Raw genomic sequence first — 21,138 nt, forward strand, 5'->3', positions numbered from 1 at the left:
CATGAACCAGTACGTGATCGCCATCGACCAGGGCACCACCAGCACCCGCGCCATCATTTTTGACCACAGCGGCGCAATTGTCTCCTCGGGCCAGATGGAACACGAACAGATCTTCCCCCAGGCAGGCTGGGTGGAGCACGACGCGACGGAGATCTGGAACAACACCCGCGAAGTCATCGGTTCCGCCCTCTCGAAGGCGAACCTGACACGGCACGACATCGCCGCCGTCGGCATCACCAACCAGCGCGAAACCGCCGTGGTGTGGGACAAGACCACCGGCAAGCCCGTCTACAACGCCCTCGTGTGGCAGGATACCCGCACCCAGGACATCGTGGACGAACTGGCCAGGGACGGCGGCTCGGACCGCTTCAAACAGAAAGTGGGCCTGCCGCTGGCCACCTACTTCTCCGGCACCAAGATCAAATGGATTCTGGACAACGTGGACGGTGCCCGTGAGAAGGCAGAGGCCGGGGACCTGGTCTTTGGAAACACCGACGCCTGGGTGCTGTGGAACCTGACCGGCGGCGTGGACGGCGGCGTCCACGTCACCGACGTCACCAACGCCTCCCGGACCCTGTTCATGGACCTCGAAACGCTGCAGTGGGACGACGAAATCCTCGGCATCTTCGGCGTACCACGCAGCATGATGCCGGCAATCAAATCCTCCTCGGAGGTATATGGCACCGTGCACAGCTCCCAGCTGCTCCGTGAGACCCCCGTGGCAGGCATCCTGGGCGACCAGCAGGCCGCCACGTTCGGACAGGCCGCCTTTGAAACCGGTGAAGCCAAGAACACCTACGGCACAGGCTGCTTCCTGATCTTCAACACCGGCGAAGAGATCGTCCACTCCAAGAACGGTCTGCTGACCACGGTGGGCTACAAGCTGGGCGACGCCAGGCCGCACTACGCCCTGGAGGGATCCATCGCGGTCACAGGCTCGCTCATCCAGTGGCTGCGGGACAACCTGGGCATGATCAGCAGCGCCCCCGAGGTGGAAACCCTGGCGGCATCGGTAAAAGACAACGGCGGCGTCTACATCGTCCCGGCCTTCTCCGGCCTCTTTGCCCCCTACTGGCGCTCGGATGCCCGCGGCGCCATCGTGGGCCTCACCCGGTTCGTGAACAAGAACCACATTGCCCGGGCAGCGCTTGAGGCCACCGCCTTCCAGACCCGCGAGGTGCTGGACGCCGTCAATGCGGACTCCGGCGTGCCGCTGAGTGAGCTGAAGGTCGACGGCGGCATGGTCGCCAACGACGCGCTGATGCAGTTCCAGGCGGACATCCTGGGCGTTCCCGTCATCCGGCCCAAGGTGGTGGAAACCACTTCGTTGGGAGCTGCTTATGCGGCAGGCCTGGCCGTCGGGTTCTGGAAGGACCTGGGCGAGTGCTCCGCCAACTGGTCCGAGGACAAGCGCTGGGAACCGCAGATGGACAAGTCCGAGCAGGAACGCCAGATGCGGCTCTGGAAGAAGGCCGTCACCAAATCCATGGACTGGGTCGACGAGGACGTGAGGTAGCCCAGGAAAGCCATGCCTTCGCTGTGAAGGGGGCCCCGCCCGCTTCGCGGACGCCCGAAGCCGCTCCCGGGCCCCCTTTCACAGCCTCGGCATGTTCAGTCACTGCTACTCCAGCCGCTCGTTTGCGACTGGAGACTTTCGAGGTGCGCTAAAGTGGGTTTATGCGTGCGATCCTTCTGCTTACTTAGCCGCCCGGTATCCCGAAGAGCGGATAGCGTGCGGCAGCCCCTCCATGGCGAGGGGCTTTTGTGTGTCCGGGCCAGTTCCCGGGCCGGCAGCAGCAGGATCAGGCCGTTATGGCAGCACAGATGCCGTAACAGAACAGAAGAGGGCAGCAGTGGGCGTTCAGCCGGAGACAGAGACCGGAACAGCAGCATCAGTGTCGGCGGAAGTGCCTGAGGAGGGCACCTACAGTTTTACCGCCATGGAGGCCAAGTGGCCGCAGGTGTGGGAAGACCTCAAGGTCTTCACCCCCCTCGACGACGGGTCCCGCGACCGCCGCTATGTGCTGGACATGTTTCCCTACCCGTCAGGCGACCTGCACATGGGCCACGCCGAAGCGTTCGCCATGGGCGATGTCGTGGCCCGCTACCTGCGCCAGAAGGGCTATGACGTCCTGCACCCGATTGGCTGGGACTCCTTTGGCCTGCCCGCGGAGAACGCAGCGATCAAGCGCAACGCCCACCCCAGCGAGTGGACCTACGCCAACATCGACACGCAGGCTGCCTCCTTCAAGCGGTACGCCATCTCGGCTGACTGGTCACGCCGGCTGCACACCTCGGACCCCGAGTACTACCGCTGGACGCAGTGGCTGTTCAAGCGCTTTTACGAGCGGGGCCTGGCCTACCGCAAGAATTCTCCGGTCAACTGGTGCCCCAAGGACCAGACGGTGCTGGCGAACGAACAGGTAGTCAACGGTGCCTGTGAACGCTGCGGCACCACCGTGACCAAGAAGTCGCTCAACCAGTGGTACTTCAAGATCACCGACTATGCGGACCGGCTGCTGGACGACATGGAACAGCTCCGCGGCCACTGGCCCGAGCGCGTCCTGGCGATGCAGAAGAACTGGATCGGCCGCTCCGAGGGTGCCCACGTCAACTTCGTGATCGAGGCCGACGCCGGCAAGCCCGCCAGGGAGGTCACCGTCTTCACCACCCGCCCGGACACCCTCTATGGTGCAACGTTCTTTGTGGTGGCCGCCGACGCGCCGCTCGCCGTCGAACTCGTCACGGATGAGCACGCTGCCGCGCTGGACGAATACCGGGAAAAGGTCAAGGCCCTCACCGAGATCGAGCGCCAGTCCACCGAGCGGGAGAAGACCGGCGTCTTCACCGGCCGCTACGCCATCAACCCGCTGAACGGGGAGAAGCTGCCGGTCTGGGCGGCGGACTACGTCCTGGCCGACTACGGCACCGGCGCCATCATGGCTGTCCCCGCCCACGACCAGCGCGACCTTGACTTCGCCAGGACCTTCGACCTGCCCGTGCGGGCAGTCCTCGACACCGGCGAGGAGGATCCCGCAGTCTCGGGCGTGGCCACGGCGGGGGAGGGCACCCTGATCAACTCCGGCGAGCTGGATGGCCTGCCCAAGGCCGAGGCCATCCCGGCCGCGATCGCCATGCTTGAGCGCCAGGGGACCGGCGAGAAGTTCGTAAACTTCCGGCTGCGTGACTGGCTGCTCAGCCGCCAGCGGTTTTGGGGCACCCCTATCCCCATCATCCACTGCCCGTCCTGCGGGGAGGTTCCGGTGCCTGACGAGCACCTGCCCGTCACCCTGCCCTCCGACCTGCGCGGAGAGGATCTGGCACCCAAGGGCACTTCGCCCCTGGCCGCTGCCGAAGCCTGGGTCAACGTGGAGTGCCCCTCCTGCCACGGCCCCGCCAAGCGGGATACGGACACCATGGACACTTTCGTGGACTCGTCGTGGTACTTCCTGCGCTTTGTCTCCCCGCACTACACCGAAGGCCCGTTTGATCCGGAAAAGATCAACGACTGGATGCCCGTGGGCCAGTACGTGGGCGGCGTTGAACACGCCATCCTGCACCTGCTCTACGCGCGGTTCTTCACCAAGGTCATTAACGACCTCGGAATGATTGAAGCCAACGAACCCTTCAGCGCGCTCCTTAACCAGGGCCAGGTGCTCAACGGCGGCAAAGCCATGAGCAAGTCCCTGGGCAACGGCGTGGACCTGGGCGAGCAGCTGGACAAGTACGGGGTGGACGCTGTCCGCCTCACCATGGTCTTCGCTTCCCCGCCCGAGGACGACGTGGACTGGGCCGACGTCTCTCCCTCCGGTTCGGCGAAGTTCCTGGCCCGCGCCTGGCGCCTCGCCCAGGACGTATCCAGCGAGACTGGCGTTGACTTCACCAAGGGTGACCGCGCACTGCGTTCCGTCACGCACCGGACTGTTGCCGACGCCGCCGAACTGCTCGACGCCAACAAGTTCAACGTGGTGGTGGCCAAGCTGATGGAGCTGGTCAACGCCACCCGCAAAGCCATCGACTCGGGTGTCGGCGGCTCGGACCCAGCCGTCCGTGAAGCTGCCGAAGCTGTTGCCGTTATCCTGAGCCTCTTCGCGCCGTACACCGCGGAGGACATGTGGAACGTCCTGGGCCACCCCGCCTCTGTTGCCAATGCAGGATGGCCCACGCACGACGAAGGGCTGCTTGTCCAAGAAACCGTCACCGCCGTGGTGCAGGTCCAGGGCAAGGTTCGGGATCGCTTGGAAGTTTCTCCCTCGGTGTCCGAGGACCAGCTGCGTGAGCTGGCAATGGCCTCGGAGAACGTGCAGCGCGCCCTCGACGGCCGTGGCATCCGCAATGTGATCGTCCGCGCGCCTAAACTGGTCAACATCGTCCCGGCCTAGCGGTAAGCAGCCACGGCCGGACCCGGCCGCCGGAACAGCTTCGGCGGCCCCCATGACCTTCAGGAGGCCGCGTGCAGGACGCCAATGCCGCAGCCTGGGCCTGGTTCCGTGCTCGGATGGCGGGACTTCGCCCCGCTGCCAAGCCTGGAGCCGCCGTCGTCCGTACCGCAGTGGTGACCGATTCCGCTGCTGCCCTGCCCCCGGAATGGGTGGCTGAGCTTTCCGGAGAGGGCGTCCTTACGGTGATTCCCATGCCCGTGATGGTGGGGGAGGAGATTTACGGTGAGGGCGAGGATGACATTTCTGAAACCATCGCACTGGCCCTGGCCAGCGGAACATCGGTGAAGACGTCCCGGCCGTCACCGGGACAGTTTGAGCAGGCCTACCGGTCCGCCCGGCAAAGGGGCTTCGAGGCTGTGGTGTCGGTCCATATCTCCGGTGAACTCTCGGGAACGGCAGACGCAGCCCGACTGGCCGCAGCGCGGGTGGACATCCCGGTGAAGGTTGTTGACTCCCGTACGGTGGGGATGGCACAGGGCTTGGCCGTCCAGGCGGGCGTCCGTGCAGCTGCCGACGGCAGTGGCGCTGCAGCGGTTGCCGCTGCCGCTGCCAGCCAGGCAGCTCACACCAGGGTGTACTTCTATGTGCCCAGCCTCGAACAGCTGCGCCGCGGCGGCCGCATCGGCGCGGCGGCATCGCTGCTGGGGACGATGCTGTCCATCAAGCCCATCCTGGCCCTCGATGGCGGCCGGATTATGCCGTTGGAGAAGGTGCGGTCTACCGCCAGGGCGGTGTCCCGGCTTGAGGAGATCGCCGCCGCTGACGCTTCGGCCCGCCCGGCTTCGGCAGTCCGCCTCGCGGTCCACCATTTCGGCAATCCAGAGGAAGCGGCAGGCCTGGCCGAACGGCTGGCGGCAGCTTTGCCGGGCTGCCCCCCGGCCCAAACGAGTCCACTTCCCGCGGTCCTTGCCGCCCATGCGGGGCTGGGGGTCCTGGCCGTCATCGTCGGGGAGGAACCGACTCCTGCCGGCGATCTCTCGGACGGGCTTTCCACATAGCAGCCAGGTGGCCTGTCGGCGCCGTCGGGGTGTTTCTAGCCTGTAGCTATGGCACGCCGGGACGCTGGAGCAGCAGGTTCTTTGGCGCGCCACGCCAGGAACCGCCTCCATGCCGCGCTCGGCGAACCAGCCCCTGGCCTGCTGCTGGAGGGCGACGGGAACGAACTCTTCGTATACCGGGGCCAGGCGGGTGATGGAGCGGACAGTGCACGGGACGCACCAGCCATACCTGGGCGGGACACTGATCGCGCCACTCCTGCCGCAGCGGGTCCGGTCCTTCGGTGGCGGGTAGGGCTGCGCCTGGCCGTCTTCCTGGGCATCCTTGCCGTTCTTGCCGGGGCGTGGTTTTGGTGGCAGGCGGCTTCGGCGCGGCCCGAAATCCTGCCGCTTAGCGGCATCAGCACCGGCGGCACGGCACCTGCCGAGCCGGTGGGAACCGCAGTTGCGGAAAGCGCCGAAACCGGTGACCAGGCCGGGACCGATGAACCCTCAGGGAATGCTGTACCCGCCGGGGCTGTCGTTGTCCATGTCGCCGGGGCGGTTGCCAGCCCGGGCGTGGTGAGGCTGGCGGCAGAAAGCCGGGTCCATGACGCTATTTCTGCAGCCGGAGGGGGTGTCCCCGGCGCCGACCTGAACCGGCTGAACCTCGCCCTTGTTGTGCAGGACGGGCAGAAGATCCATGTTCCGCGGGAAGGGGAGGAAGAAACCGCGATCCGGCCCGGCGCCGCCGGTCAGGACGGGTCAACACAGGGTGTGGCAGGTCTGGGTGGCGAGGGCGGCGGGACACCGGGAGAGGCGAAAGTGAACCTCAATACGGCGGGCGTGGAGGAGCTGGATGCCTTGCCGAAGGTTGGCCCGGTGCTCGCCCAGCGCATCGTGGACTGGCGGAAGGAACACGGTAAGTTCAGCAGCGTTGAGGAGCTGGATGCGGTGGACGGCGTGGGACCCAAGATGCTCGAAGCGCTGCTGCCGCTGGTGACGGTGTGAGCAGGGATCCGGCGGGCTGCTCCAATGGGTAGCGGCAGCGGAACGTCCCGCACGAGTCCCTGGAACCGTTATGTGGAGGCGGCGGCCAAAGGCGGGGCAGTTGCGCCCCAGACTGCGGTGGAGCAGGAACCTGCCGCCGGCCTCCTCCCCGATGCTGTCGGCGTCCCGCAGGTCCGCCCCGCAACTGCGGCAGGCCGCCGTCGAACCCTGACGTTGCCTGCTGCCTCCCGGCACCGGCACCGGACTCAGTGGAACCGGCCGCTGGAAAGCGTATGGAAAGCAGCGGTGGCGGAATTGGCGGGGAACAGGGCCGCCGCAGGCAAGGACACACTGCGCCGTCGTACGGACGTGCGGCTCGCCCTGCCCGCGGCAGCGGTCTGGGGCGCGTCGATCGCGGGGCTCTGGCTGCAGCCGGCCGCGTTGGCCGGACTGTGCTGTGCACTGATCGCCCTTGCCGTGCTCTTGCTTTGCCGTGCACGCCGGCAGCCCTCACCCGGCTGTCGCCGGCGGCCGGGTGCAGGGATGACGGGCCGAGCTTCGGCCCGGAGGAGCTTCCTCGCCACGGCGGCGGCAGCGTTCTTCCTTGCAGCGGCCGCGGCAGCGCACTCAGCGGTGGCGTCCACCCAGCGCTTCGAAGGCCCGCTGTCAGAGGCGGTTGCGGCAGGAAAATCAGTGGTGGCCGTAGTTGAGGTCGGCGGGATCCCCCGTGCCTTGACTGCTCCGAACCAGGCTGGTCCGCCAGCCCGCTGGTCTGTACCCGTCTGGACCCGGGAGATCAGCACCGGCGGCGTGCAGCTCCGCACCCGGGCGCAGATGGTGGTCATGGGCAGCGGCGGTTGGGCCTCGCTGGTGCCGGGCCAGCTGGTCCGTGTCACGGGGAAGCTGCGGCCCCCTGATCCCGGGAGGGAGGAGGCAGCGGTCCTCGCTGCCTCTTCCGGGCCTCTGTCCGCTGCGGCAGGACCGCCCGATTCATCAGCGATGCTGCAGCGGGCAGCCAAGGAGTTCCGGGAACGTTTCGTCGCCGCCGCATCTTTCCTCGCCCCCGATCCCCGCGGGCTGCTCCCGGGTATGGTCACGGGAGATACCAGCGCCTTGGATGAGGGGTTGAACGGTGCCATGAAAAGCGTGGGCATGACTCACTTAACGGCTGTCAGCGGGGCAAACTGCAGCCTGGTCCTCGGAGCACTTCTGTTGGGGTGCCGGAGCTTGCGGCTGCCACGAGTGCCGGCAGCCGTGCTGGCGGGAACTGGGCTGTGCCTGTTCGTGGTTCTTGTGGGGCCGGATGCCAGCGTCCTGCGCGCAGCCCTCATGGGAGTGGTGTCCGTTATCTCGCTGGCCGGCGGTCGGTCCGGGCGTGGACTGAGCTTTTTGTGCCTTGCTGTGATCGGCCTGCTGCTGGCCGATCCCGCGCTGGGATCCAGTTTTGGATTTCTTCTGTCCGTCCTCGCTACCTTGGGGATCATCATCCTGGGCCGGCAGATCATCGACTGGGTGCCGCTGGTCATTCCGCGTTGGGTGGCCGCGGCCGTGGCTGTCCCGTTGTCCGCGCAACTGCTGTGCGGGCCGGTCACCGTGCTGCTGCAGCCCCAGTTCTCCACGTACTCCCTGCTGGCGAATGTCATTGCTTCACCGCTGGTCGCCCCCGTGACACTGCTGGGAACCGCTGCGGTGCCGATGATGGTTTTCGCCCCTTGGGCAGCAACAGCCCTCATAGGTGTTGCTGGAACCTTCAGTGCCGGAGTGGCCGCCACCGCCAGGTTCACCTCGCAGCTTCCGGGCGCGTCCCTCCCATGGCCCGAGGGGGTTCCAGGCCTGCTGACCATGCTGCTGCTGTCGGTGCTCACGTTTGCGGTTGTCTGGGCTGGGGCGCGTCCAGGACGGCTTGCCGCAGCTGTTCTTGCCTTGCACGGGCGCGTAGTCATGCTCCTGGAAGTCATGGACTCACGGCTCGAAAAACCGGCGGCGCGTCTCGGCTTCCGGCCCACCGCCTCAGCACTGGCGCATCCTTGCACCCTGGGCCGTGCCGGTGCGGAGCGGACGGCCCGACGAGGGAGGCTGGGATCATCTACAAACCTTTCGGGCATGCACCGTAACCGGAACCGGGAGGAGCGCGCATAGACGCGAGGCTGTTTGTGTTGCGGGACAGTTCAAAGCCCCCAAAAACCTGGTAACACGCTGCTTATAGTACGGGGGACAGGTTGGCACGCTCTTGTTTGCCATTGACCGGCCGCTGGCGAGCCAGTAGGTTATCGGCAGTCGTTATTAACGAATGCCGATAAGTGGGGGAAAAGTGAAACTGACGCGCGGGTCAGCCGAAACCGGACAAAAGAGGGTTGTATCGAGAAGCGATGGGATCTTCCTGATGGTCGCTTCAGCGATTGCGGCGATTGCTACAACGGCCGCGACTGTATCCGGTACCGTCGCGCTCTTTACCGGGCCGGTGACGCTCGTACTTCCGGTGGCCACGCCACATCAGCCGGCGACCCGCCTTTCACTGGGGGCGGCCGGGCACTTCACGTCAGTGGAAGCGACCATTCCCGTTCTGCCTTCCGGCCCGGCTTTGAGCTTGGCCTTGGCGGGCTTTCTGAACCAGGTCGGGATTCTGGCAATCCTGGCGCTGGTCTTCCTGCTGGCCTACCGCCTTCAAGGCAATATCCTCTTTACTGCCAAGTCCGCCCACCTGGTCGGGGCAGCCGGAGTTGTCCTGGCCGTGTCCGGTATCGTCGGCCAGGTCCTCGACGCTGTGGGGCGCAGCAGGCTCGCCGAAATGATCGGGGCAAACGCCCGTCTTTCGGGCGAGTCGCAGGTCTTTTCGGCGGAATTCGACACCGCCCCGTTGATGCTGGGCATCGCCCTGCTCCTGGTTGCAGCGGTCTTCGAGTACGGCCGCCGGCTACAGAAAGAGACCGAGGGGCTGGTCTGATGCCGGCTGAGGAGCCGTCGAACATCCAGTGCCACCTGGACGAGCTGCTGGCGGACCGCGGCATGACCCTGACAGAGTTGAGCAAGCGCGTGGGAGTCAGCCTGGTGAATCTGTCTGTGCTCAAGAATGATCGGGCAAAGGCGGTCCGGTTCTCGACCCTGACTGCGATCTGCGAGGTGCTCGATTGCCAGGTCGGTGATCTGCTGACCATCGCGCGCGACCCGTGAAGGATCTTCCCTGTTCCGGCTGACCGGGACCTAAAGCAGCAGGTCCTTGCAATGCCAGCGAAGAACATGCGGCAGTAGTCGGCACGCCAACAACGCCTGCGAGGGCACGGGTTCAGGAGCAGATGACGCAACAAGCCGGAGCTGCTCCGGAGGTGAGCCGCCCCGGCCGGCCTATCTCGACCCTGTCTGTCCTCGTCAGCGCAGCGGGTCGCTCTTCGGTGGCGCGGACCGCTTCAGTTCGGCGATCCGCAGCCGCAGGAAGACGATGGTCAGCATCAGGGCGTACACCGCCAAACTGGCCATCACGATCATGAAGATCGCGTACAGGATTCCGATGATGCCAAAGGCTGGTGTCAGAGTCATTACTACCCCCAAATAGTCGATGCCCCTAGGCTACGCGCGCCCCTGCGGTAGGGCATCGCACCGGTAGCGCCCTTATGTCTAACCGGCCCTTTCATCGGTGCTTTGCAGCTCAACGCCCTGAACCGCGCGCCTGACCTGGGCTGGCGGCTGGTGCCGGGCTTTGACCAGAACAATCAGCATGGTCAGGATGGTAACCATCCAGGCAACCGCGGCGAGGAACACCAGGCCGATTGCCACCAAGGGGTGCATGCCGAAAGTCTAGGACGGTAAAACCTCAAGACCCGGGCGAAACTCCGTATCGAAGGGACCGCGCCTGAATCGACTTTGAGGCTTCAGCCTTCGCTGGGCCCCCCGGCCGTCCCAGCTCCATACCCTGCCCTCGGGGCCGGTGGTCGACACTCCCGTGCAGGAGCGAACCTCAAGATAGAAACAATAAGTCCCTATGACGGACGAAGATCCTTCCGCCTGCTCCACGGCCTTCCTAGAGTGTTCCTATGACACGGCCCGGGGGCACTGGACAAGGCGATCAGGTCAAGGGGGACGTATGAGCGCTAGCATTCGGGCGTCTAAGGAAACACGTAGCACGGCATTGCCCAAAGACCGAATTCCTGTTCCCGGGCCACCCAAGAGGCCTTTGGAGCGGCCCCGGGCGGCACAACAAATTCCGACTGCCAGCCGGCGTGAACATGAGGTGCGGCGGTTGATCCGCGACCTCGCCGCCCTTGCGGCCTCTCATCGTCAACAGATTTCACGAGGTGCTTCGCGGGATGACGGCTGCCTGTGATCGTGGGAGTCGTGGGTATCCCTTGCGAACAATTTTCGTGTCTCGGTTCCAAAGACCCTGTTACGGTACTTCTGCCATCCCTAGTCTGGCATCATCCATCACATCAAGGAGGCATCCATGCGCACAACAGAATCAATGACAGAAACTGAGCGGCTCCATCGTCTCTCCGAAAACCTCATGAGTCAGCTGGGCAAGGGCAGGGAGTGGGCTACGCCCGGCGTCCAGGCTGCGCTCCAGAGAGCCGTGGCCGGACTGGATACAGGGATTGAGACCGCCTCCCCGCGCCTCCAGGCTCTATTGCGCAGGCTGGCCAACGAGCTTGCTGGCAGTGTGGAGACGCTCACTCCCCAGGTCCAGGAACGGTTGCGGCGTGTAGGTCCGAAAGCTGCCCCCGTCCCGGTCCCGCCTGTCCGGTCGGCATCCAAAGCCTGGTGGTTGATCCTTGGGCTGGTAGCCCTGGCAGCCGGGGCAGCAATGTGGCGCTCCGCGCAGTCGTCCACAGAAAAGTCAGCGCCATCGGTGAGTGGGGAGGAAGCCAGCAGCGCGGATCCGAATCTCGACGCAGACCTTGCCGCCGGCCGAATTTAGAAGCGACGACCGGGGAGGCGGTAGGAGGAGGTGCAGCTCCGAGTTCCGTTGCAACCAGTCGCAGTCCTTTGAGGCTGCTCTGGCGAGCCCAGCGTGTATTCCCGAAGCTCTGCCCAGCTTTCGTGCCAAGTCATCTGTCAGTTCAATCATGCGATCCCCCAACTTCGTTATATACCTAGACCCTACAGATGGATACGCTCGGTAAGGCTCCCAAGGCGACGGCTGCGGCCCTGTATCGCAGACTGGTGAGGTCCAGGACCTCTGCTTATGTTCTTCCGGGCCCTTCCGTTCTGACGCCCGAGCCATGCGGACCAGGGACCCCCAGCCTTGCCCCTAAGCAGTCCCGCCGCCGACACCCTTGCCCGAGCACCCCGAGCCGGGGAACCGCACCTTCGATCCCTGCCGCCGTTCCAGCTTTGAGCAGAAGGCCGGACATGGCAGGCTGGGATACTCCACAAAGCTTCCCGGAAGGAACCCGCGATGGCCGCTGCACAGAAGCGAGCAACCCGTTCCACGGCCTCGAATCCGGCCTCCTGGCGGGACGCCAGTCCCGCATCAGTTGTCCTGATTAGCGGCCCGGAGGAGTACCTGGGGATCAGGGCGATGGACAGCATCCGGACCAAGGTACGGGCAGCGGCGCCGGACGTGGAGTTGAGCCGCATCAACGCCGCCACCTATGAAGCGGGGACCCTCCTCATGCAGGTTAGTCCGTCCCTTTTTGGTGAAAGCAAGCTCATTGAAGTTGAAGCCGTCGAGGCCATGAACGATGCCTTCCTGGCAGAAGCGCTGGACTATCTGGGGCATCCTGAGTCCGACGTTGTCGTGGTCCTCCGGCACAGCGGAGGAGCCCGGGGAAAAAAGCTCCTGGACACGGTAAAAAAGGCGGGCTGGCCCGTGGTGGACTGCCAGCCGCTGAAAAAGGACGCTGAAAAGGCAGCCTTCGTGGCGGCGGAATTCAAGGCGGGCGGCCGGCGCATCGAACCGGAAGCAGTCCAGGCCCTAGTGAACGCCGTGGGAGCCAATCTGTCAGAACTCGCGGCGGCTTGCAGCCAGCTGATCGCCGACGCGGGTACCACTGTCACCACCGACATCGTGGACCAGTACTACGGGGGCCGCATTGAAGCGACGGCTTTTAAGGTGGCGGACGCGGCAATGGCGGGCAACGCCCCCTTGGCGCTCTCAACACTTCGCCACGCCCTGGCTACTGGAGCGGACCCCGTTCCTCTGGTAGCTGCGCTGGCGGCCAAGCTCCGCACTGTGGCAAGGGTTGCCGGTGCTTCCGGATCCTCAGCGCAAATAGCCGCAGAACTGGGGATGCAGCCCTGGCTGGTGGAGCAGGCGCAGCGCGAAGTCCGCCGATGGACGCCGGAGGGCCTGGTCCGGTCGATTCAGGCCACAGCCGAGGCCGACGCCCAAGTTAAGGGACTTTCCCGCGACCCGGTTTATGCCGTGGAGCATGCGGTGACGGTGATTGCCATGTCCGTCCAGGGCCGGTAGCGCTGCCGTTGCATCCTGCCGGGTTTTAAAGACGCGTGGCCGGCACCCGAGGGTACCGGCCACAGCCTTCAGTCCAAACGAACTGGAAACCTTACAGTGCGTTGACCTTCTTGGAGATCGCCGACTTGCGGTTCGCTGCGTTGTTCTTGTGCAGAACACCCTTGCTGACAGCCTTGTCCAGCTTGCGGCTGGCAACCTTCAGGGCAGCAGCAGCTGCATCCTTGTCCGTGGACTCAACGGCGGTGTTGACGGCGCGGATGGCCGTCTTCAGCTCGGACTTGACTGCGTTGTTGCGCAGGCGTGCCTTCTCATTGGTGAGGATGCGCTTCTTCTGGGACTTGATATTCGCCACGTGTGAACTCTCTTTTTAATGCGGAAATGGTCTAGAGGGCTTTCAGATTGGCCATTGACTGAGCGGCGTGGGGATACCTATGGCGGCCAACCATCAGTGGCCGTCGACCTGCACGGACACACAGCTGATAATAATAGCAGGTCAGCGGCATTACTGGCCATTTTCAGGGCTTCGTCGCCCTTCAGTGCTTACGTCCAGCCATGGAGCCGCCGCAGCCCCGCCGCAACATCCTCGAACCGGGCTGGGTCCAGCACTGCCCCTTCCCGCCGGATATTCTCTTCCCGCAACTGCAGGATCCGGTCGATCCGGGCCTCGCTGGGGCGGTTTTGCCGGTCCCACCCGCCCGCACCGAGGTCCACATAATCTCCAGAGGAAGAAGATGCCGGAACACGGTCGCGACTCGTGAGCATCAGTCCCAGGAGATACTCCCCGCTGCGCCCGACCAGCAGGACCGGGCGGTCCTTCCCGCGTGAGTGGTCCTCCTCATAGGGGACCCACGCCCACACCACTTCACCGGGATCCGGGTCTCCGTCCGGCTGCGGGGCATACCGAATGGCAGCGCGGCCCCGGAAATCACCGGGATATCCAACTCCGGGGGAGCGGGGTGCAGCGGCAGGCGTTCCGGCAGATGTCTTGCCATAAGTCTTCCCGGGAGCCTTGCCGGAGACCGGGCGGGGTCCCTGACGTGCTCCAGGGGCAGGCGGGCGCGAATTTTGGAGCAACCTGAGCCCCGCTTGGACGGCGGACGTCAACGAACGAAGATTGAAAGCCATGCGCACACCCTATCTCCGGTCACCGCATACTCCCTCGCAGGAAACGAAACCGCAGCCCCCGTCCGGATGCGGTGCGGCGGGCCGGGACGTGGGACACTGGAGGTTGAAGAAGTGCGGCATAACCGCGGGTGCCCTTGGTGCGCCCTGTGGCTTCGCCGCGAGAATGCCAACAGTAAGGATTCTGCGTGTCTCCCATGGCCCGCACCGCCCCGGTGCCCGCCGCGACAGATCCGGCCATCATCCGGAATTTCTGCATCATCGCGCACATTGACCACGGTAAGTCCACCCTGGCCGACCGCATGCTGCAGTCCACCGGCGTGGTGCAGGCGAGGGACATGAAGGCCCAGTACCTGGACCGCATGGATATCGAACGTGAACGCGGCATCACCATCAAGTCCCAGGCCGTCCGCATGCCCTGGGAAGTGGATGGCGTCAGTTACGCCCTGAACATGATCGACACCCCGGGCCACGTCGACTTCACCTACGAAGTATCCAGGTCCCTCGCGGCCTGCGAAGGCGCAGTCCTGCTGGTGGATGCAGCCCAGGGCATTGAGGCTCAGACCCTGGCCAACCTGTACCTGGCCATGGAAAACGACCTCACCATCATTCCGGTCCTGAACAAGATCGACCTTCCCGCCGCCCAGCCGGAGAAGTATGCAGCGGAACTGGCCAACCTGATCGGCGGCGATCCCGAGGATGTCCTCCTGGTCTCCGGCAAGACGGGTGTTGGAGTCGAAGCACTGTTGGACAAGATCGTCGCAGATATTCCCGCACCAGTGGGTAACGCTGACGCGCCGGCCCGTGCCATGATCTTCGACTCCGTCTATGACACCTACCGCGGCGTGGTGACCTACGTCCGCGTGGTGGACGGCATGCTGCACCCGCGTGAACGCATCCAGATGATGTCCACAAGAGCTTCGCATGAACTCCTGGAGATCGGCGTCAGCTCACCGGAGCCCACGCCTTCCAAGGGTCTCGGGGTGGGCGAAGTGGGCTACCTCATCACCGGCGTGAAGGACGTCCGCCAGTCCAAGGTCGGTGACACGGTCACCAACCTTGCGAAGCCGGCGTCGGAATCCCTCAGCGGGTACGCGGATCCCAAGCCCATGGTGTTCTCCGGCCTTTACCCGCTGGACGGCACTGACTACCCTGTGCTCCGCGATGCGCTGGACAAGCTCAAGCTCAACGACGCGGCGCTGGTCTATGAACCCGAGACCTCCGCCGCGCTGGGCTTCGGCTTCCGCGTCGGTTTCCTGGGGCTGCTGCACCTGGAGATCGTCCGCGAACGCCTGGAACGCGAATTCAACCTGGACCTCATTTCCACCGCGCCGAACGTGGTGTACGAGGTCACCCTCGAAGACAAGAGCGTCCTCACGGTGACCAACCCGAGCGAATTCCCGGCCGGCAAGATCAGGGAAGTCAGGGAACCGATGGTGTCCGCCACCATTCTTGCTCCGAACGAATTTGTCGGAGCCATCATGGAGTTGTGCCAGGGCCGCCGCGGGCAGATGAAGGGCATGGACTACCTCTCCGAGGACCGGGTGGAGCTGCGCTACTGGATCCCGCTGGCCGAGATCGTCTTCGACTTCTTTGACATCCTCAAATCCAAGACGCGCGGCTACGCCTCGCTGGACTGGAAGGCCGACGGCGAACAGGTCGCCGATCTGGTCAAGGTGGACATCCTGCTCCAAGGCGAACAGGTGGACGCTTTCAGCGCCATCACCCACAAGGACAAGGCCTACGCCTACGGCGTGATGATGACCGGCAAGCTCCGCGAGCTCATTCCAAGGCAGCAGTTCGAGGTGCCCATCCAGGCCGCTATCGGCTCACGGATCATTGCCCGCGAAAGCATCCGGGCCATCCGCAAGGACGTGTTGGCCAAGTGCTACGGCGGCGACATCTCCCGGAAGCGCAAGCTGCTGGAGAAGCAAAAAGAAGGCAAGAAGCGCATGAAGATGGTGGGCCGCGTGGAGGTTCCCCAGGAAGCCTTCATCGCCGCCCTCACCACCGACGAGTCCAAGGACAAGGCCAAGAAGTAGTGAACACAGCGTCCGGCAACACCGGAGGCCCCTGCAATGCCTAGCACCCTTCCCCTTGGCGACCCTGCGCCGTCGGACGGCCTGCTGCCCGGACAGGCTACAGACGGTGCGGCGGACCGCTCGTTCGGGCTGTATGTTCACATCCCGTTTTGCGCAGTCCGCTGCGGTTACTGCGATTTCAACACGTACACTGCCACCGAACTCGGGGGCGGTGCCTCACAGGACGCCTATGCGGCCACCGCGTCATCAGAAGTGGCGTTCGCGGCAAAGGTCCTTGCCCAGTCGGGCCTTCCCCAGCGGAAGCTGGGGACAGTGTTCTTCGGCGGGGGAACCCCCACGCTGCTCCCCGCCGGTGACCTGGCCGTGATCCTTCGCACGGCCATTGGACAATGGGGGCTTGAGGAGGGCGCAGAGGTCACTACCGAAGCCAACCCGGATTCCGTTACCCCTGAGTCGCTTGCGGTCCTCAAGGAGGCGGGCTTTACCCGGGTCTCGTTCGGCATGCAGTCCGCCGTCCCGCACGTCCTCAAGGTCCTGGACCGTACGCACACCCCAAGCCGGGTTCCCCAAGTGGTCCGGTGGGCACGGGAAGCCGGCCTGGACGTGAGCCTGGACCTGATTTACGGCACGCCGGGGGAGTCCCTCGCCGACTGGCGGCTTTCGTTGGAAACCGCGCTGTCCTACCAACCTGACCACATCAGTGCCTACGCCCTGATCGTGGAGGACGGCACCAAGCTGGCGGCCCAGATCCGCCGTGGCGAAGTCCCCGGAATCGACGACGACGACCACGCCGACAAGTACGAACTCGCCGACCAGCTGATCACCGAAGCCGGCCTGGGCTGGTATGAGGTCAGCAACTGGGCACGGACGCCGGAGCACGCCTGCCGGCACAACCTCGCCTATTGGCGCGGCGAGGACTGGTGGGGGATCGGACCAGGCGCCCATTCCCACGTCGGGGGCGTCCGCTGGTGGAACGTCAAACACCCCACAGCCTATGCCGGGCGCCTGGCACAGGGCCTTTCACCGGCAGCAGGCAGGGAGACCCTGGACCAGGAAACGCGGAACGTTGAACGCGTGTTGCTTGAGGTGCGCCTCCGGTCCGGCCTCGATATTTCGACGCTGAGTTCGCCGGGGCGGCACGAGGTTGCCGGGCTGATCGCGGACGGGCTGGTGGATCCCGCAGCAGCGTTTCGGGGCAAGCTGGTCCTCACGCTTCAGGGCAGGCTGCTGGCAGATGCGGTGGTCCGCAGAGTCCTGCCGGACTGACGCGGAGATCCCTTCCCAGCACTCGCAAGCTGCCGGGGAGCCCTGCGGGCGTGACCCCGAAATGTTGCCTTCGCTACTTGATCCAGCGGAGGTTGTACTGGTACCGGTGCGGCTGACCGCGGTTGACGTGGATGCCGGCCGCAACCGAGTAGCAGGTCAGCGCGATCCAGATGAGGGTGGCAATCACGGCAAACACATTGCCGATCACCGGAACAAAAACCAGGATGTTGGCCACCACTGCCGCTATGGTGGGCGGCAGGCTGAAGTTCAGCGCCTCTTTGGACTCCTGCGCCGTAAAGGGCCCCCGGTCGCGGAAGATCAGGTAGATCAGCAGCGCGGGAACGCAGCCCAGGATGCCGCCGAAATGTGCCATGGTGGCCCATTGCCGGTCTTCGCTGGCTGTCAGGGGCAGCGCATTCGCCGGAACGCCATGGTATTCCGAACGGCCCTGGCCGCCCTGGCTGTCCCTGTGATCGCGTGCGTTTTCTGCCACAGTCTGTTCCTTCTGAAGTGCAAATGGTGCTGACTAAGAGTGCTCGTGCAATGCGCCCGGCCTGCAACTGTCACAGGATCCGCAGTACCAAGAATACTGGCTGCCGGCCCCCTTCTGCCGCCGGGCACGGCAAGGCCGGCGAAACGCGGCCGCTACGGAACCGTCAGGAAGTCGATGACTTCCTCAACCCTTCCCAGCAGGGAGGCTTCCAGATCGGCGTACGTCCGGACCGCGCCCAGCAGCTTCTGCCATCCCAGGCCGATGTCTTCCTTTGTTTCATGCGGCCAGCCAAAGGCTGCAAGGATTCCGGTTTTCCAGTCCTGCCCGCGAGGCACCACCGGCCACTTCTCAATGCCCAGGACAGCAGGGCGGATAGCCTGCCAAACGTCCACGTAGGGGTGCCCCACAATGAGCACGTTGCCGGCGGCACCGGGGGAGGCCATCACAGCGTCGGCAATGCGGGACTCCTTGGAGTCGGGCACCAGGTGGTCCACCAGTACGCCCAGCCGCCGGCCCGGGCCGGGCCTGAACCCGGCCACCGCTGCCGCGAGGTCATCAATGCCATGCAGCGGTTCGACGACGATGCCTTCCACCCGCAGGTCATCTCCCCAAACCTTCTCCACCAGTTCGGCGTCGTGCTTTCCCTCCACCCAGATGCGGCTTGCCTTGGCTACCTGGGCACGCTGGCCGGCCACACGGACGGAGCCGGAGGCGGTCCTGCCGGCAGCGACGGAGGCGCCCGACGCCTGGCGCGGGGCGGGAGGCAACAGTTCAATGGGCTGGCCTTCAAGGAGGAACCCAAATCCCAACCGGAAAGACCTGGACTTGCCGCGGCGGTCCTCCAGGGCCACCACGTGCATCCCGCCCGACTTTTCCACCCGGGTCACGGCACCTACCCAGCCGGACTGGACGTCCTCCAGCACCATCCCCCGTTCAACGGGCACCTCAGGCAGTTTGGCCTTTTGCGGGGCGGACATGTCCTGGGGTCCCCAGTTCTGGTACTGCATGGATTCACTCCGCCTAGCGCTAGATCACCGTCCGGAATTTCGCCCGGAGCGGTACCAATGCTAGCAACGGGGCGAGTCATAATAGACTGTTAGCACTGAGGCATGTCGAGTGCTAACCGTGGTGGTGGCACAGTGCGGGCGGCGCGGCCGCCCGAACCCTGGATGGAGGTGGAGTGTGAGCGAGCCACGCAAACTGGAAGTACTGCGGGCCATCGTGGAGGACTACGTCCACTCCCGCGAGCCTGTTGGGTCGAAGGCCCTGGTGGAGCGCCATCATCTTGGCGTGTCCAGCGCAACGATCCGGAATGATATGGCCGCCTTGGAGGAAGAGGGCCTGATTACAGCTCCGCACACCAGCGCCGGCCGGATCCCCACGGACAAAGGCTACCGGCTGTTCGTGGACCAGATTTCGGCAGTCAAGCCGCTGTCCCAGGCAGAACGCCGGGCCATCCAGTCGCTGCTGGAAGGATCGGATGACCTTGACGATGTGCTGGACCGCACTGTCCGCCTGCTGTCCCAGCTGACCAACCAGGTTGCGGTGGTCCAGTACCCGCACCTGAGCCGTGCGCTCGTGCGCCATATCGAGTTCGTCCTCCTCGCTCCGCGGAAGGTGCTGGTGGTGCTGATCGCCAACAGCGGCAAGGTCGAACAGCGGGTCATCGACGTCGGCCAGGACTTGGGGGATGAGGCACTCGCGGCCCTGCGCTCACTCTTCCTGGGATCCCTTACCGGTACCCCGCTCAGCCAGCTCGCCCAGTCCCTCCCTGCAGTGGTGGCCACGGCGGGCCCGGGGCAAAGGCAGGCTGCGCAGGCGCTGGCGCGCGGGCTTGAAGGCCTTGCCCACAGCAGCCGCGAGGAGCGGATGGTGATGGCCGGCACGGCAAACCTGGCGCGGTCCAACGTCGACTTCCCGCTGAGCATAGGCCCGGTGCTGGAGGCGCTCGAGGAGCAGGTAGTCATGCTGCGCCTGTTGAGTGAGATGGCGCAGGACCATCGCGGAATAGCTGTCAGCATTGGACGCGAAAACCCCTACGACGGGCTTGCCGAGGCATCCGTCGTTGCCACGGGGTACGGCCCGGACAGCGCAGCGAAAATCGGCGTGCTGGGCCCCACCCGGATGGACTATCCGACCACCATGGCCGCTGTCAGGGCAGTGGCCCGCTACCTTTCACGAATCCTGGGGCCCTGACACCACAACCCGGCACCCGGACAGGCAGAGCATTTCCCGCAGTCCAACTGCAGGCAGTACAACAAGGAAGAGATACGAACTTTGAGCAGCCACTATGACGTCCTTGGAGTCTCACCGGAGGCCACGGGAGAAGAGATCAAAAAGGCCTACCGGAAACTGGCCAGGAACCTCCACCCGGACGTTAATCCCGGGGAAGAGGCAGCCGACCGTTTCAAAGCAGTGACCCACGCCTACGAAGTTCTATCGGATCCCCAGAAGCGCCGGGTGTATGACACCACCGGCAACGAGAACGGCACCGACAACGGTTTTGGGGGCGGCGCCTACGCCGGCCAGGGATTTGCGTTCCAGGACATTTTCGACACCTTCTTTGGTGCGGGCGGCACGTCCGGCCCGGCCTCCCGGGTCCGGCGCGGCCAGGACGCGCTTATCAGCGTCCGGATCGAACTCCGCGACGCTGTGTTCGGCGTCAATAAGAAGCTGGAAGTGGATACTGCCGTCACCTGCCCCACCTGTGAGGGTTCGTGCTGCCGCCCGGGGACCCATCCCGAACGCTGTGACATTTGCGGAGGCAGCGGACAGGTCCAGCGTGCCGTCCGCTCCATCCTGGGACAGGTCATGACCGCCGCACCCTGCGGAACCTGCGAGGGCTTCGGTACTGTCATCAAAGATCCCTGCAACGAGTGCAGCGGCCAGGGACGGATCCGCAGCCGCCGTTCGCTCACCATCAAGGTTCCTGCCGGTGTGGCCACCGGAACCCGCATCCAGCTTGCCGGCCAGGGCGAGGCCGGGCCTGCAGGCGGACCCGCGGGGGACCTCTACGTAGAGATCCGCGTCAACAACGACCCCACATACGTCCGGGACAACGACGACCTTCACGCAACCCTGCATATCCCTATGACGGCAGCTGCCCTGGGCACCGAGGTGAGCCTTGAAACCTTCGACGGACCCCAGGAAATCGACGTCAAGCCCGGCACCCAGTCGGGAGAAATCATCACTCTGCGCGGACTCGGAGTGACCCATTTGCGCGGCTACGGCCGCGGGGACCTCAAAGTGCATCTTCAGGTTGAGACGCCGGCCAAGCTTGACGCCGCCCAGGAAGAGCTCCTGCGGCAGCTGGCCAAGATGCGTGGAGAGCAGATCACGGAGGGCAAGCTGGCGGCCAGCGGAGGCATGTTTGCCAAGCTCCGTGACCGGCTCGGTAACCTGTAGC

Annotated in this window: 19 protein-coding genes; 13 read left to right on the forward strand and 6 right to left on the reverse strand. The window is 64.9% G+C overall.

Annotated elements, in window-relative coordinates:
* Window position 1 precedes the first annotated feature (1 nt).
* The 7 genes from glpK to FDW84_RS04205 all read left to right on the forward strand — a co-directional run bounded on the left by glpK (window position 2) and on the right by FDW84_RS04205 (window position 9,577).
* Window positions 2-1,516, forward strand: coding sequence for a glycerol kinase GlpK (gene glpK, locus FDW84_RS04175; RefSeq protein ID WP_138606849.1), 1,515 nt, complete (start codon window positions 2-4; stop codon window positions 1,514-1,516).
* Between the two features lie 337 nt (window positions 1,517-1,853).
* Window positions 1,854-4,382 (forward strand): leucine--tRNA ligase, encoded by a 2,529-nt coding sequence (gene leuS, locus FDW84_RS04180; RefSeq protein WP_138606851.1) that lies wholly within the window; start codon window positions 1,854-1,856, stop codon window positions 4,380-4,382.
* A gap of 71 nt (window positions 4,383-4,453) precedes the next feature.
* Window positions 4,454-5,440, forward strand: a complete 987-nt coding sequence (locus tag FDW84_RS04185; protein WP_240721374.1) for a DegV family protein — start codon at window positions 4,454-4,456, stop codon at window positions 5,438-5,440.
* Window positions 5,441-5,488: 48 nt separating this feature from the next.
* Window positions 5,489-6,427: a helix-hairpin-helix domain-containing protein gene (locus FDW84_RS04190; RefSeq protein WP_138606853.1), complete on the forward strand. Its 939-nt coding sequence runs from the start codon at window positions 5,489-5,491 to the stop codon at window positions 6,425-6,427.
* Window positions 6,428-6,451: 24 nt separating this feature from the next.
* The gene (locus FDW84_RS04195) at window positions 6,452-8,545 is read left to right on the forward strand and encodes a ComEC/Rec2 family competence protein (RefSeq protein WP_138606855.1); all 2,094 of its coding nucleotides are present in this window, start codon (window positions 6,452-6,454) and stop codon (window positions 8,543-8,545) included.
* Window positions 8,546-8,789: 244 nt separating this feature from the next.
* Window positions 8,790-9,350 carry a hypothetical protein gene (locus FDW84_RS04200; protein WP_240721375.1) on the forward strand — a complete coding sequence of 187 codons (561 nt, stop codon included), beginning with the start codon at window positions 8,790-8,792 and terminating at the stop codon, window positions 9,348-9,350.
* Window positions 9,350-9,577 (forward strand): helix-turn-helix domain-containing protein, encoded by a 228-nt coding sequence (locus tag FDW84_RS04205; protein ID WP_138606859.1) that lies wholly within the window; start codon window positions 9,350-9,352, stop codon window positions 9,575-9,577. The genes FDW84_RS04200 and FDW84_RS04205 overlap by 1 nt, the downstream gene beginning before the upstream one ends.
* Before the next feature lie 195 nt (window positions 9,578-9,772).
* On the opposite strand, the gene FDW84_RS19205 is transcribed toward FDW84_RS04205, so the two are convergent.
* Both FDW84_RS19205 and FDW84_RS19210 read right to left on the reverse strand, forming a co-directional pair.
* On the reverse strand, window positions 9,773-9,940 hold the full coding sequence (locus FDW84_RS19205; RefSeq protein ID WP_171046648.1) for a hypothetical protein: 168 nt from the start codon (window positions 9,938-9,940) through the stop codon (window positions 9,773-9,775).
* A 78-nt stretch (window positions 9,941-10,018) separates the two neighbouring features.
* A complete protein-coding gene (locus FDW84_RS19210) occupies window positions 10,019-10,189 on the reverse strand; it encodes a hypothetical protein (protein WP_171046649.1) in 171 nt (56 codons plus the stop codon).
* Window positions 10,190-10,841: 652 nt separating this feature from the next.
* Between FDW84_RS19210 and FDW84_RS04210 the strand changes: the two genes are divergently transcribed.
* Together FDW84_RS04210 and holA are read left to right on the forward strand one after the other, a co-directional pair.
* Window positions 10,842-11,312, forward strand: coding sequence for a hypothetical protein (locus tag FDW84_RS04210; protein ID WP_138606861.1), 471 nt, complete (start codon window positions 10,842-10,844; stop codon window positions 11,310-11,312).
* 480 nt (window positions 11,313-11,792) lie between these two features.
* Window positions 11,793-12,809 (forward strand): DNA polymerase III subunit delta, encoded by a 1,017-nt coding sequence (gene holA, locus FDW84_RS04215; protein ID WP_138606863.1) that lies wholly within the window; start codon window positions 11,793-11,795, stop codon window positions 12,807-12,809.
* Window positions 12,810-12,900: 91 nt separating this feature from the next.
* Here the strand turns inward: holA and rpsT are convergent, their stop codons facing one another.
* Window positions 12,901-13,161, reverse strand: a complete 261-nt coding sequence (gene rpsT / locus FDW84_RS04220) for a 30S ribosomal protein S20 (protein WP_138133777.1) — start codon at window positions 13,159-13,161, stop codon at window positions 12,901-12,903.
* 188 nt (window positions 13,162-13,349) lie between these two features.
* Entirely contained in the window at window positions 13,350-13,934 is a 585-nt protein-coding gene (locus FDW84_RS04225) for a type II toxin-antitoxin system PemK/MazF family toxin (protein ID WP_138606866.1), read from the reverse strand.
* A gap of 185 nt (window positions 13,935-14,119) precedes the next feature.
* Here FDW84_RS04225 and lepA point away from each other — a divergent pair, with 185 nt between their 5' ends.
* Window positions 14,120-15,973 carry a translation elongation factor 4 gene (gene lepA, locus FDW84_RS04230; protein ID WP_171046650.1) on the forward strand — a complete coding sequence of 618 codons (1,854 nt, stop codon included), beginning with the start codon at window positions 14,120-14,122 and terminating at the stop codon, window positions 15,971-15,973.
* A gap of 36 nt (window positions 15,974-16,009) precedes the next feature.
* A complete protein-coding gene (gene hemW / locus FDW84_RS04235; RefSeq protein ID WP_138606868.1) occupies window positions 16,010-17,239 on the forward strand; it encodes a radical SAM family heme chaperone HemW in 1,230 nt (409 codons plus the stop codon).
* 73 nt (window positions 17,240-17,312) lie between these two features.
* On the opposite strand, the gene FDW84_RS04240 is transcribed toward hemW, so the two are convergent.
* Together FDW84_RS04240 and FDW84_RS04245 are read right to left on the reverse strand one after the other, a co-directional pair.
* Window positions 17,313-17,732, reverse strand: coding sequence for a DUF4870 domain-containing protein (locus FDW84_RS04240; protein ID WP_138606870.1), 420 nt, complete (start codon window positions 17,730-17,732; stop codon window positions 17,313-17,315).
* 152 nt (window positions 17,733-17,884) lie between these two features.
* Window positions 17,885-18,739, reverse strand: coding sequence for a DUF3097 domain-containing protein (locus tag FDW84_RS04245; protein WP_138606872.1), 855 nt, complete (start codon window positions 18,737-18,739; stop codon window positions 17,885-17,887).
* Between the two features lie 175 nt (window positions 18,740-18,914).
* On the opposite strand from FDW84_RS04245, the gene hrcA reads away from it, so the two are divergent.
* Together hrcA and dnaJ are read left to right on the forward strand one after the other, a co-directional pair.
* On the forward strand, window positions 18,915-19,928 hold the full coding sequence (gene hrcA, locus FDW84_RS04250) for a heat-inducible transcriptional repressor HrcA (protein ID WP_138606875.1): 1,014 nt from the start codon (window positions 18,915-18,917) through the stop codon (window positions 19,926-19,928).
* Window positions 19,929-20,009: 81 nt separating this feature from the next.
* Window positions 20,010-21,137 carry a molecular chaperone DnaJ gene (gene dnaJ / locus FDW84_RS04255; protein WP_138606877.1) on the forward strand — a complete coding sequence of 376 codons (1,128 nt, stop codon included), beginning with the start codon at window positions 20,010-20,012 and terminating at the stop codon, window positions 21,135-21,137.
* Window position 21,138: the final 1 nt, after the last annotated feature.

Source organism: Pseudarthrobacter sp. NamE5, assembly GCF_005796225.1.
Lineage (GTDB): Bacteria > Actinomycetota > Actinomycetes > Actinomycetales > Micrococcaceae > Arthrobacter.

What these genes read in the sequence shown, in the direction of transcription:
- holA (WP_138606863.1), top strand. Translation starts at nt 11,793, where the DNA reads ATGGCCGCTGCACAGAAGCGAGCAACCCGTTCCACGGCCTCGAATCCG.
- FDW84_RS19210 (WP_171046649.1), bottom strand. Translation starts at nt 10,189, where the DNA reads ATGCACCCCTTGGTGGCAATCGGCCTGGTGTTCCTCGCCGCGGTTGCC.
- FDW84_RS04195 (WP_138606855.1), top strand. Translation starts at nt 6,452, where the DNA reads ATGGGTAGCGGCAGCGGAACGTCCCGCACGAGTCCCTGGAACCGTTAT.
- glpK (WP_138606849.1), top strand. Translation starts at nt 2, where the DNA reads ATGAACCAGTACGTGATCGCCATCGACCAGGGCACCACCAGCACCCGC.
- FDW84_RS04245 (WP_138606872.1), bottom strand. Translation starts at nt 18,739, where the DNA reads ATGCAGTACCAGAACTGGGGACCCCAGGACATGTCCGCCCCGCAAAAG.
- FDW84_RS04210 (WP_138606861.1), top strand. Translation starts at nt 10,842, where the DNA reads ATGCGCACAACAGAATCAATGACAGAAACTGAGCGGCTCCATCGTCTC.
- FDW84_RS04200 (WP_240721375.1), top strand. Translation starts at nt 8,790, where the DNA reads ATGGTCGCTTCAGCGATTGCGGCGATTGCTACAACGGCCGCGACTGTA.
- FDW84_RS04225 (WP_138606866.1), bottom strand. Translation starts at nt 13,934, where the DNA reads ATGGCTTTCAATCTTCGTTCGTTGACGTCCGCCGTCCAAGCGGGGCTC.
- FDW84_RS19205 (WP_171046648.1), bottom strand. Translation starts at nt 9,940, where the DNA reads ATGACTCTGACACCAGCCTTTGGCATCATCGGAATCCTGTACGCGATC.
- FDW84_RS04190 (WP_138606853.1), top strand. Translation starts at nt 5,489, where the DNA reads ATGGCACGCCGGGACGCTGGAGCAGCAGGTTCTTTGGCGCGCCACGCC.
- hemW (WP_138606868.1), top strand. Translation starts at nt 16,010, where the DNA reads ATGCCTAGCACCCTTCCCCTTGGCGACCCTGCGCCGTCGGACGGCCTG.
- FDW84_RS04205 (WP_138606859.1), top strand. Translation starts at nt 9,350, where the DNA reads ATGCCGGCTGAGGAGCCGTCGAACATCCAGTGCCACCTGGACGAGCTG.